Genomic DNA, 11,514 nt, shown 5'->3' on the forward strand with positions numbered 1-11,514 from the left:
GCTTACTTGCTCTCCTCGGAACGGGTGTGGGTGACGGCGGGCTCGTTGCCGCCCAGAAGCAGGTAGAGGACGGCCATGCGGATGGAGACGCCGTTGGCGACCTGCTCGACGACCGTGCAGCGGTCGGAGTCGGCGACCTCGGCGGTGATCTCCATGCCGCGGACCATCGGGCCGGGGTGCATGACGATGGCGTGCTCGGGCATCTTCGCCATGCGCTCGCCGTCCAGGCCGTAGCGGCGGGAGTACTCGCGCTCGGTGGGGAAGAACGCGGCGTTCATGCGCTCACGCTGCACCCGCAGCATCATCACGGCGTCGGACTTGGGCAGCACCCGGTCGAGGTCGTAGCTGACCTCGCAGGGCCACTGCTCGACGCCGACCGGTACGAGGGTGGGCGGGGCGACGAGGGTGACCTCGGCGCCGAGGGTGTGCAGCAGGTCGACGTTGGAGCGGGCGACGCGGCTGTGCAGGATGTCGCCGACCAGGGTGATGTGCTTGCCCGCCAGGTCCTGGCCGAGGCCGGCGTCGGGGCCGACGAGGCGGCGTCGCATGGTGAAGGCGTCGAGCAGGGCCTGGGTGGGGTGCTGGTGGGTGCCGTCGCCCGCGTTGATGACGGCGGCGTCGATCCAGCCGGAGGTCGCCAGGCGGTAGGGCGCTCCCGAGGCGCCGTGCCGGATGACGACGGCGTCGACGCCCATCGCCTCCAGGGTCTGCGCGGTGTCCTTCAGGGACTCGCCCTTGGAGACGCTGGAGCCCTTGGCGGCGAAGTTGATGACGTCGGCGGAGAGGCGCTTCTCGGCGGCCTCGAAGGAGATCCGGGTCCGGGTCGAGTCCTCGAAGAAGAGGTTGACGACGGTGCGGCCGCGCAGGGCGGGCAGTTTCTTGATCGGCCGGTCGGCGACGCGCGCCATCTCCTCGGCCGTGTCGAGGATGAGGACGGCGTCGTCGCGGGAGAGGTCGGCGGCCGAGATGAGGTGTCGCATCATCTGCGTGTACTCCGGTGTGTGGAGGTCTGCGGGCGCGCGGGCGCACAGGGGTGTGCCCCTGGGCCCGTGAGGGAGGAAACCGGTCCTATGCGGAGGCGGGCTTGGCGCCGAGCAGCACGGCGTCGCGGCCGTCCTCCTCGGCGAGCTGCACCTTGACCGTCTCCCGCAGCGACGTGGGGAGGTTCTTGCCCACGTAGTCGGCACGGATGGGCAGTTCGCGGTGGCCGCGGTCGACGAGGACGGCGAGCTGCACCGCGCGGGGGCGGCCGATGTCGTTCAGCGCGTCGAGGGCGGCGCGGATGGTGCGGCCGGAGAAGAGCACGTCGTCGACGAGGACGACCAGGCGGCCGTCGATGCCGTCACCGGGGATGTCGGTGCGGGCCAGCGCGCGCGGGGGGTGCATGCGCAGGTCGTCGCGGTACATGGTGATGTCGAGGGAGCCGACCGGGATCGTGCGGCCGGTGATCTCTTCGAGCTTCTCGGCGAGCCTGCGGGCGAGGAAGACGCCACGGGTGGGGATGCCGAGGAGGACCACGTCGTCGGCGCCCTTGGCGCGCTCGACGATCTCGTGGGCGATGCGGGTCAGTACCCGCGCGATGTCGGGGCCCTCGAGTACGGGGCGCGCGACAGCGGAGTCTTTGGTGTCCTGCGTGTCCATATGAAACGGACCTCCTTCTCCGCCTCACGGGACGGACATTAAAGGACGTCGAAATTGCGCCAGCCAGACTACCAGTACTTACGACCGAGCACGTCATGGGCCTCCACCGAAGGGGCGGTAAGGACCTTTCGGCTTGACGCAGGCAAGTAACGCTGCGTAACCTCACAGTGAGTTACCAGCCACGCGGCGGAGCCGCCTGATTGTCGCAGCGTCCGGGGAGCTATATGTCCAGCGAATACGCCAAGCAGCTCGGGGCCAAGCTCCGCGCGATCCGTACCCAGCAGGGCCTTTCCCTCCACGGAGTCGAGGAGAAGTCCCAGGGACGCTGGAAGGCGGTCGTCGTGGGGTCGTACGAGCGCGGCGACCGTGCCGTGACCGTGCAGCGCCTCGCCGAGCTGGCGGACTTCTACGGCGTCCCGGTCCAGGAGCTCCTGCCCGGTACGGCGCCCGGTGGCGCCGCCGAGCCGCCGCCGAAGCTCGTGCTCGACCTGGAGCGTCTTGCCCACGTCCCGCAGGAGAAGGCGGGCCCGCTGCAGCGGTATGCCGCCACGATCCAGTCGCAGCGCGGTGACTACAACGGCAAGGTGCTCTCGATCCGCCAGGACGACCTGCGCACCCTGGCCGTGATCTATGACCAGTCGCCCTCGGTCCTGACCGAGCAGCTCATCAGCTGGGGCGTCCTGGACGCGGACGCGCGCCGCGCCGTCGCCCACGAAGAGGTCTGAGCCCGCTCCGGGAGACTTCAGCAGAAACGTACCGCCGGGGTTGTGGTGGCCGAAAGGCCGCCGCAACCCCGGCGGTTTTCTGTGTTGTCGGAGGTTGTCGGACGTTGTCCGACAGAGAGGCCGTACGGAGAAAAGTCGGAGGGCCCGCAGCGTATTGCTGCGGGCCCTCCGGATGACGATACCGAGGTTTTACGCCTCGTCCCGGCGCAGGGACGGCTTCAGGTCCTTGAAGCGTCCGAGCAGACCGTTCACAAAGGACGGCGACTCGTCCGTGGAGAACTCCTTGGCGAGCTGGACCGCCTCGTCGAGCACCACCGCGTCGGGCGTGGCGTCGACCCAGACGAGTTCGTAGGCCCCGAGCCGCAGGATGTTCCGGTCGACGACCGGCATGCGGTCCAGGGTCCATCCGACGGCGTACTGCGAGATGAGTTCGTCGATGCGGCGTTCGTGCTCCGCGTATCCCTCGACGAGCTCCATCGTGTACTCGCTCACCGGCGGCTGCCGGGTGTCGGACCGCGAGTGGCGCACCCAGTCCGCGAGGACCGTCAGGACGTCGGTACCGCGCTGGTCTGCCTCGAAGAGGATCTGGAAGGCGCGCTTGCGGGCCGTGTTACGAGCAGCCACGGTTAGCTGTTCACCCGGCCGAGGTAGCTGCTGTCACGGGTGTCGACCTTGATCTTCTCGCCCGTGGTGATGAAGAGCGGCACCTGGATCTGGTGGCCGGTCTCCAGCGTGGCGGGCTTGGTGCCACCGGTGGAGCGGTCGCCCTGGACGCCCGGCTCGGTCTCCTGGATGACCAGCTCGACGGCGGCGGGGAGCTCGACGTAGAGCACCGAGCCCTCGTGCTGGGCGACGGAGGCGGTGAAGCCCTCGATCAGGAAGTTGGCGGCGTCGCCGACGGCCTTGCGGTCGACGTGCAGCTGGTCGTAGGTCTCCATGTCCATGAAGACGAAGTACTCGCCGTCCATGTAGGAGAACTGCATGTCGCGCTTGTCGATCGTGGCCGTGTCGACCTTGACGCCGGCGTTGAACGTCTTGTCGACGACCTTGCCGGAGAGCACGTTCTTGAGCTTGGTGCGCACGAAGGCCGGGCCCTTGCCGGGCTTGACGTGCTGGAACTCGACGACGGACCAGAGCTGGCCGCCTTCGAGCTTGAGCACCAGGCCGTTCTTGAGGTCGTTCGTGGAAGCCACGGTTGCGGAATCTCCTGCACTGACTGACTGGTGGACGACCCCGGGCGCGCACGCGCCTTCAGAGCGCGAGCAGTTCCTTGGTCGTGATGGTGAGTAGCTCGGGTCCGCCGTCCGCCTCGGGGCGCACGACGAGCGTGTCATCGATCCGGACACCACCCCGGCCAGGGAGGTGAACCCCCGGTTCGACGGTGACCGGCACGCAGACGTCCAGTTTACCCATGGCCGCGGGCGCCAATTGAGGGTCCTCGTCGATTTCGAGCCCCACACCGTGTCCGGTGCTGGGAGCGAGCCCTTCCGCATGGCCCGCGGAGTCCAGTACGTGGCGTGCGGCGCGGTCGACGTCGCGGCAGGCGGCGCCGGGTGCGAGGGCCTCGCGGCCGGCCCGCTGCGCGGCGAAGACGACGTCGTACAACTCGATCTGCCAGTCGGCGGGTGACGTGCCGATGACGAACGTACGCCCGATCTCGCAGCGATAGCCGCGGTAGCTGGCGCCCAGACATACGGAGAGGAAGTCCCCCTCCTCCACGCGCCGGTCGGTGGGCCGGTGGCCGCCCCTGCCGGAGTTCGGTCCTGTCCCGACGGAGGTCGCGAAGGCGGGTCCGTCCGCGCCGTGGTCGACGAGCCGCCGCTCCAGCTCCAGCGCCAGATGCCGCTCCGTTCGCCCGACGAGGATGGACTCGAGCAGCTCCCCCAACGCCTGATCGGCGATTTCGGCGGCGACCCGCAGACAGGAGAGCTCGTCCTCGTCCTTCACGAGCCGCAACTGCTCGACGGCCGTCCCGAGGTCCATGAGCCGCAGCCGCGGCGCGACGGAACCGACCGCCCGGTGCCGGGCGACGGTCAGGTGATGCTCCTCGACGGCGAGGGCGTCGACGCCCTGGGCGGTGGCGAGATCGGCTCCGGCGACGGCGGGGTCGGCACTCGGCTCGGCCAGCACCTGCACCCGAAGCGCCCCGTCGGCCCGTACCTGCCCCGACTCCCCGCCGGGCGGACGCCCGCACACCAGAACGTCCTGGTCCTCCCCCTGACCGACGAGAAGCACGGCGCCGTCGGGCGCCGCACCCGCGAGATACCGCACGTTGGCGGGCCGGGACACGAGCGCCGCCCCACCGCCCCCGGCAGCACACCGTTCCCGAACCCGCTCCCTGCGGACCGCGTACACCTCTGACATGGGGCGAGCCTAAGAGCCCACCCACGCGGGAGCCCGCCAGACGCGTCCGACCGGGCGTCACCCCTATGCCTGCCGAGAGGGCACAACCGCCCCCGCTACCACTGCGGCGGGCTCGCGATCGCTCGGGTCAGGACCTCGTCCAGGACTCGGGCCGTGGCGGGGACGTCCAGTTGGGAGTTGTCGATGATGGGGAGGCCCGAGCCGTACCAGCCGGCCATGCGGCCGTGGATGCGGGCCACTTCCTCGTCCGTGAGGCGGCGGTTGCCGCTGCGTTCCGCGTTGCGCTCCAGGACGATCTCCAGGCCGGGGAGGAGGACCACGGGGAGCAGGCCGGGGCCCACGTGCCGTTTCCAGCCGCCGAGGCCGACGACCGGGCGGTCCGGGAAGACCGCGTCGTCGAGGATGCACGAGATGCCGTTGGCCAGGAAGTTCCGCGCGGCGAAGCCGCAGGTGCGGCGGGCCAGGCGGTACTGCGCCTCGGAGTGGTCGTTCCAGCCCGACTGGGGGTCGGCGAACCCCGACCGCACCCATTCGCGTACGTCGTCGAGGCTGATGTGGGCCGTGGGCACGCGACGGTGCTCCGCCCAGTACTTGGCGACGCTCGTCTTGCCCGCGCCCGCGGGGCCGATGAGCAGGACCGCGAGTGTCGTGGCGCCGGTGTCCGTGGGGGCCGCTCCCTGCGGGGGGCTCGGCATGGCGACCGGGCCGCCCGGCGGGAGTTGGATGTGGCTCGTCGTGCCGACGGCGGGGGGTGGGGAGTCGGGCGTGGGAGGGACTGCGCCCGGTCCGTGCAGGGGGGCCTGCGGCATCGGGGGGCGGCCCTGCGCCTGCGGGGCGTGACCGCCCGCGAACCCGGGCGCGGGAGGCGCGTGCGGCGCCGCTCCGGGAGGCGGAGCGGTCGGGTGGTGTGCGGCCTGCGACCAGCCGGTGGCCGGTCCGTGCCCCGGCTGGTGGGGCGGCGGCAGCGGAGATCCCACTGCGTGCTGCATCCGGTGCCACTCCGTCTCGTGCGACTGTCGCTGGTAGGCAGCGACCTGGCCGCCCGTTACCGAACGGTACCGTCCCCGGCCGCTGTTGTGTGAACGGCCGGGGAGGCCGAGACGTGCCCGTGGCCGAATCAGAAGGCCACGGTGAGGGGGAGCGAGGGCTTCTACTGGCCCACTTCTCCGTACGCGGCCAGGAGCACCGCCGGGTCCGGACCCTCCAGGACGGTCGGCTTGCCGAGGCCGTCGAGGACGATGAAGCGCAGCAGGTCACCGCGGGACTTCTTGTCGACCTTCATGGTCTCGAGGAGCTTGGGCCACTGGTCGTAACGGTAGGTCAGCGGCAGACCCACCGATTCGAGCACCGTACGGTGCCTGTCGGCCGTCGCGTCGTCCAGCCGGCCCGCCAGACGGCCGAGTTCGGCCGCGAAGTGCATGCCGACGGAGACCGCGGCGCCGTGCCGCCACTTGTAGCGCTCGTTCTTCTCGATGGCGTGCGCGAGCGTGTGCCCGTAGTTGAGGATCTCGCGCAGGCCCGCCTCCTTCAGGTCTCCCGAGACGACCTCGGCCTTGACCCTGATGGAGCGCTCGATCAGTTCGGCGGTGTGCGGCCCGGCCGGGGTGCGCGCGGCCTGCGGGTCGGCCTCGATGAGTTCCAGGATCGCCGGGTCGGCGATGAAACCGGCCTTGATGATCTCCGCGAGCCCGGAGACGTAATCGTTGACCGGCAGCGAGTCGAGCGCCGCCAGGTCGCACAGGACTCCGGCCGGCGGATGGAACGCGCCCACCAGGTTCTTGCCCTCGGCGGTGTTGATGCCGGTCTTGCCGCCGACCGCCGCGTCCACCATGCCGAGCACCGTGGTCGGCACGGCGATCCACCGCACCCCGCGCAGCCAGGTCGCGGCCACGAACCCGGCGAGGTCCGTGGAGGCGCCGCCGCCGACGCCGACGATGACGTCGCTGCGCGTGAAGCCGGACTGGCCGAGGGCCTTCCAGCAGTACGCGGCGACCTCCGCCGTCTTGGCCTCCTCGGCGTTCGGCACCTGGATGGCGACCGCTTCGTAGCCCTGGTCGGCGAGGTCCTGGCGGAGCGCGTCGCCGGTCTCGGCGAGCGCCTCGGGGTGGATCACGGCGACCCGCTTGGCCTGGTCGCCGATGAGGCCGGGCAGCTCGCCGAGGAGCTGCCGACCGACCAGGACCTCGTACGGATCCGTGCCGGCGGTCCCACCGACGTGGATACGGGTGGGGGTCTGCTCCGTCGTCATGCTTCCTTCAACTCCAGTGCGTCGAGGACCGCCTGGGCGACCTCATCGGGGGTGCGGCCGTCGGTGGGGACGACCGCGCGGGCGACTTCGGCGTACAGCGGCCTGCGCGACTCCATCAGCTCGCGCCACTGCTTGCGCGGGTTGACCGCGAGCAGGGGGCGCGCCTGGTTGAGCCCGGTGCGCTGGACCGCTTCCTCGACGTCCATCGAGAGGCAGACGACGGGGTGCTCGGCGAGGAGCGCGCGTGTCGACTCGTCGAGGACGGCACCGCCGCCGAGGGCGAGGACGCCGTCGTGCTCGCCGAGGGCCGTCGCGACGGCGGCCTTCTCCAGGGCGCGGAAGTACGCCTCGCCCGCGTCGACGAAGATGTCGGAGATCTCCCGGCCCTGCGCGGCCACGATGTCGGCGTCGGTGTCCCGGAACGAGACGCCGAGACGTCCGGCCAGGAGCTCGCCCACGGTCGTCTTGCCGACGCCCATCGGCCCGACCAGGACCACCTTGGGACCGGTCACCGGATCTGCAGGTTGTCGAGGTAGGACTGCACGTTGCGGCGCGTCTCGGGAACGCTGTCCCCACCGAACTTCTCCGCCACCGCGTCGGCGAGCACCAGCGCGACCATCGCCTCCGCGACGATCCCGGCCGCCGGCACCGCACACACGTCCGAGCGCTGGTGATGCGCCTTGGCCGCCTCACCCGTCGCCACATCGATCGTCGCCAACGCCCGCGGCACGGTCGCGATCGGCTTCATCGCCGCCCGCACCCGCAACAACTCACCCGTGGTCAGACCACCCTCCGTACCACCCGAGCGACCCGAGGTACGCCGGATGCCGTCCTCGGTCGTGACGATCTCGTCGTGCGCCTTCGACCCCGGCACCCGCGCCAGGTCGAAGCCGTCGCCGACCTCCACACCCTTGATCGCCTGAATGCCCATCAGCGCGGCCGCCAGACGCGCGTCCAGACGCCGGTCCCAGTGCACATGCGAACCCAGCCCCACCGGCACCCCATACGCCAGGACCTCCACGACACCGCCCAGGGTGTCGCCGTCCTTGTGCGCCTGGTCGATCTCCGCGACCATCGCCTTCGACGCATCCGCATCCAGACAGCGCACCGGATCCGCGTCCAGCCTCTCCACATCCGCAGGCGTCGGGTACACCCCGTAGGGCGCCTTGGCCGCCGCCAGCTCCGTCACATGCGAGACGATCTCGATGCCCGCCGTCTCCTTCAGGAACGACCGCGCCACCGCACCCAGCGCCACCCGCGCCGCGGTCTCCCGCGCCGACGCCCGCTCAAGCACCGGACGCGCCTCGTCGAACCCGTACTTCTGCATCCCCGCCAGATCGGCGTGGCCGGGACGCGGCCGCGTCAGCGGGGCATTGCGGGCGAGGTCGGCCAGTACCTCCGGATCCACCGGATCGGCCGACATCACCTGCTCCCACTTGGGCCACTCCGTGTTGCCCACCATCACCGCGATCGGCGAGCCCATGCTCAGACCATGCCGGACCCCGCCCAAAAACGTGACCTCATCACGCTCGAACTTCATCCGCGCACCCCGGCCATACCCCAGCCGCCGCCGCGCCAGATGATCCGCCACCATCTCCGTCGTCACCGGAACGCCGGCGGGAAGACCCTCCAACGTCGCGACAAGCGCGGGTCCGTGCGACTCCCCCGCGGTCAGCCAACGCAACCTGCTCAACGGTGCTCCTCATGCTCGCGCCTCGAACTGCTGTCTTCGACGGCGCGGCCGGGTGCGCGGCCCTGGCCCGCCACCCCCGATCCTCCCACGACCTGAGGGGCGACCCGGCGTCCGGTCCATCTGACGGACGTCCCTCGGCCGCGCCTCGACCACGGCGCGACCAGGGATTTACCGTGCGGTCCGGGGTTTACCGTGCGGTCAGCGCGTGTTCCCCCGCCTTGCGCATGGCGGCGAGGGGCGCGGGGGTGTGTCCCGTCATCTGCTCGACCTGGAGCACGGCCTGGTGTACGAGGAGGTCGAGGCCGCTGACGACGGCCCCTCCGTACGCCGACCAGCGGGCGGCGAGCTCGGTGGGCCACGGGTTGTACAGGACGTCGAAGAGGGTGGCGGGCCGCTCGGGCACGGTGGCCGACAGCGCGTCCGTGGTCCCGGCCGGCGTCGTGGCGATCACCAGCGGCGCGTGCAGCGCCTCGGACGCGTCCTCCCAGGACTCGGTCCTGACCTGCACGTCGAGGCGGTCGCCCCACTCGCGCATCTCGGCGGCACGGGCGTCGCTGCGCACGTACGCGACGACCTCACCCGTGCAGATCCGCGCCAGCGCGGCCAGCGCGGACGACGCGGTGGCGCCCGCGCCCAGGATCGCGGCGGACTCGACCTGCTCGATGCCCCGCTCGCGGAGCGCGGCGACCATGCCGGGGATGTCGGTGTTGTCACCGACGCGCCTGCCGTCCGCGCCGAACACCACCGTGTTCACCGCCTCGACGGACGCCGCGGTCTCGCTGACCTGGTCGAGCAGCGGGATGATCGCCCGCTTCAACGGCATGGTCAGCGAGAGCCCGGCCCATTCGGGCCCCGCCTTCTCGATGAATTCCGGCAGCGCCGCCTCGTCGATCTCGAAACGGTCGTACGTCCAGCCGGTCAGACCCAGTTCCTCGTACGCGGCGCGGTGCAGCACCGGGGAGAGGGAATGGGCGATCGGGGAGCCGAGAACCGCGGCTCGTCGCTTTTCCGCGCTCACTGCCCCTCCAGGTATTTCTTGCGGTTCTGGTTCTGTTCCTCGTTCGTCTCGGCGAAGAGCGTCTTGTCCTCGCTGACGGAGACGAAGTAGTACCAATTCCCCTTGGCCGGATGCAGCGCCGAATTCAGCGCCACCTCGCCCGGGTTTCCGATCGGTCCGGGCGGCAGGCCCTTGATCTTGTACGTGTTGTACGGGTCATTGAGCTTGCGCAGCTCGTCGACCGAACCCGTCGCCAACTCGGACTTGCCGCGCAGGTAGTTGACCGTCGAGTCGAAGTCCAACAGGCCGTACGTTTCGGTGTTGTTGGGCTTGAGACGGTTGTAGACGACCGTGGCGACCTTTTCGAAGTCGTGTTTGTACTTTCCTTCGGCCTGGACCAGGCTCGCCACGGTGAGAACCTGGAGCGGATCCTTCAGGTTCAGTTCCTGGGCCTTCGACTTCAGGCCGAGCTCGTCGTACTTCTCCGTCGCGTGGGCCACCATGTTCTTGAGGACGTCAGCGGGCTTCTGGCCCTTGGCGACCGGATAACTGGAGGGATAGAGGAATCCTTCCAGCGGGTCCTTGATGTCCTTGTTGGTATTCGCCCAGTCGGGAAGCCCGAGAGTGCGCCAGTCCTTCTTGGCGACATTCTCCGTGGTGCCCTTGGGGACATGGAGGCGGCTGTCGATCTGCGCGTATACCCAGACGTTCCGCTTGCCCTCGGGAATGATGAGGTTGCTGCGGCTCTTCGGGCTGAGCATCAGCGCGACGGCGCTCTGCGCGGACATCTGCTTCTTGAGCGTGTAGACACCCGACTGGATGGACTGACCGTCCGGGTTCTTCTTCTGGGCGGAGACGAACGCGTCGACGCTCTTGACGACGCCCGCCGCCTTGAGCTTCTGGCCGATCGCGTAGCCGCCGGAGTCCTTGGGGATCTCGACGACGGCCGTACCCGAGCCCTCGCCCGCGAAGTCCGGCGCCGTGCCGAAACGGTCCTGGTAGAACTGGTAGCCGAAGTAGCTGACGCCGCCGAGGCCACCCGCGAAGACGAGGGTGACGACCAGACAGGCGCATCCGTTGCGGCGCTTCTTGGGCTTCTTCCCGCCACGACCGCGCCGGTCGCCGCCGCGGCGGCCGGGGTCGTCGTCGGAGTCGTCGTCGCCACCGGCGAAGAACGCGTGCTCTCCCTGGTCCGGCCCCGGGTCCCAGTCGGCCTCCGACTCGGGGTCCGCCTCGGCGGGCGCTGGCCTGCGGCGACCGGGCGGCTCCGGCGGGGAATAGGCGTCGGGCGTGGAGTAGTAGTCGTGGCTCTCCGAGCCGTAACCGGACTGCTGGCCGCCGTACGGATCCATGGGGTCGCCGCCGTACGGGACCTGCCCCTGACCGCCGGTGTCCCAACCGCCGTTCGAGTGGCCCTGGTCGGAACCGCCGCCGTACCCCTGATCGGGGTTCCCGTTGTAGCCGTACGCGGCCCCGCCGTCGTACTGCTGCTGTCCGTCGTACTGCTGCTGGCCATAGGCCTGCTGCTGCCCGGTGCTCCACTCCCCGCCGTACTGCTGCTGGGACTGGTGGGACTGCTGATGCTGGTGCGGCTGCTGCGGGTGGTACTGCCCCTGGCCGCCGTAGGTGGACGTGCCGCCCGCGGGCTGCTGTCCTCCCCATCCGCTGTCCCCGTACAACGGGTCCTCCGGATGCCACGGTTCGGAGCCTGGGCCCCGGCCATACTCAGTCATCGATCCCCTACATGCCGCGAGGCGGGGCCGCCGTCGGGATGGCCGGGCAACCGTTCCGCCTCTTGATGCTGTGCGGCAGCTGTTCGAACACCGCCGCATCGCGCGGAACGTTA

12 protein-coding genes are annotated in these 11,514 nt (G+C 70.2%); 1 reads left to right on the forward strand and 11 read right to left on the reverse strand.

The features are described 5' to 3' along the window. Window positions 1–2: 2 nt before the first annotated feature. Entirely contained in the window at window positions 3–983 is a 981-nt protein-coding gene (locus DEJ49_RS05280) for an aspartate carbamoyltransferase catalytic subunit (RefSeq protein WP_150182823.1), read from the reverse strand. An 85-nt stretch (window positions 984–1,068) separates the two neighbouring features. Beyond that, a complete protein-coding gene (pyrR, locus tag DEJ49_RS05285; RefSeq protein ID WP_150182825.1) occupies window positions 1,069–1,641 on the reverse strand; it encodes a bifunctional pyr operon transcriptional regulator/uracil phosphoribosyltransferase PyrR in 573 nt (190 codons plus the stop codon). 224 nt (window positions 1,642–1,865) lie between these two features. Between pyrR and bldD the strand changes: the two genes are divergently transcribed. After that, complete coding sequence (gene bldD / locus DEJ49_RS05290; protein WP_030787240.1) at window positions 1,866–2,366, forward strand: transcriptional regulator BldD; 501 nt, start codon at window positions 1,866–1,868, stop codon at window positions 2,364–2,366. 189 nt (window positions 2,367–2,555) lie between these two features. Here the strand turns inward: bldD and nusB are convergent, their stop codons facing one another. The 9 genes from nusB to mltG form a co-directional block, all read right to left on the reverse strand. After that, window positions 2,556–2,990, reverse strand: coding sequence for a transcription antitermination factor NusB (gene nusB / locus DEJ49_RS05295; protein ID WP_055564194.1), 435 nt, complete (start codon window positions 2,988–2,990; stop codon window positions 2,556–2,558). A 2-nt stretch (window positions 2,991–2,992) separates the two neighbouring features. Further along, window positions 2,993–3,559: an elongation factor P gene (gene efp / locus DEJ49_RS05300; RefSeq protein WP_150182827.1), complete on the reverse strand. Its 567-nt coding sequence runs from the start codon at window positions 3,557–3,559 to the stop codon at window positions 2,993–2,995. Between the two features lie 58 nt (window positions 3,560–3,617). Then, window positions 3,618–4,730 carry an aminopeptidase P family protein gene (locus DEJ49_RS05305; protein WP_150182829.1) on the reverse strand — a complete coding sequence of 371 codons (1,113 nt, stop codon included), beginning with the start codon at window positions 4,728–4,730 and terminating at the stop codon, window positions 3,618–3,620. A gap of 95 nt (window positions 4,731–4,825) precedes the next feature. Continuing rightward, on the reverse strand, window positions 4,826–5,719 hold the full coding sequence (locus tag DEJ49_RS05310; RefSeq protein WP_150182831.1) for a Pro-rich N-terminal domain-containing protein: 894 nt from the start codon (window positions 5,717–5,719) through the stop codon (window positions 4,826–4,828). A gap of 161 nt (window positions 5,720–5,880) precedes the next feature. After that, window positions 5,881–6,978, reverse strand: a complete 1,098-nt coding sequence (aroB, locus tag DEJ49_RS05315) for a 3-dehydroquinate synthase (protein WP_150182833.1) — start codon at window positions 6,976–6,978, stop codon at window positions 5,881–5,883. After that, complete coding sequence (locus DEJ49_RS05320) at window positions 6,975–7,490, reverse strand: shikimate kinase (RefSeq protein WP_150182835.1); 516 nt, start codon at window positions 7,488–7,490, stop codon at window positions 6,975–6,977. Before DEJ49_RS05320 ends, aroB begins: the two co-directional genes overlap by 4 nt. Next, window positions 7,487–8,671, reverse strand: a complete 1,185-nt coding sequence (aroC, locus tag DEJ49_RS05325; RefSeq protein WP_150182837.1) for a chorismate synthase — start codon at window positions 8,669–8,671, stop codon at window positions 7,487–7,489. Before aroC ends, DEJ49_RS05320 begins: the two co-directional genes overlap by 4 nt. Window positions 8,672–8,858: 187 nt before the next feature. Continuing rightward, window positions 8,859–9,689, reverse strand: coding sequence for a shikimate dehydrogenase (locus DEJ49_RS05330; protein WP_150182839.1), 831 nt, complete (start codon window positions 9,687–9,689; stop codon window positions 8,859–8,861). Next, a complete protein-coding gene (gene mltG, locus DEJ49_RS05335; RefSeq protein WP_150182840.1) occupies window positions 9,686–11,401 on the reverse strand; it encodes an endolytic transglycosylase MltG in 1,716 nt (571 codons plus the stop codon). Before mltG ends, DEJ49_RS05330 begins: the two co-directional genes overlap by 4 nt. Window positions 11,402–11,514 lie beyond the last annotated feature (113 nt).

Source organism: Streptomyces venezuelae (assembly GCF_008642335.1).
In the GTDB taxonomy this organism is placed as follows: domain Bacteria; phylum Actinomycetota; class Actinomycetes; order Streptomycetales; family Streptomycetaceae; genus Streptomyces; species Streptomyces venezuelae_F.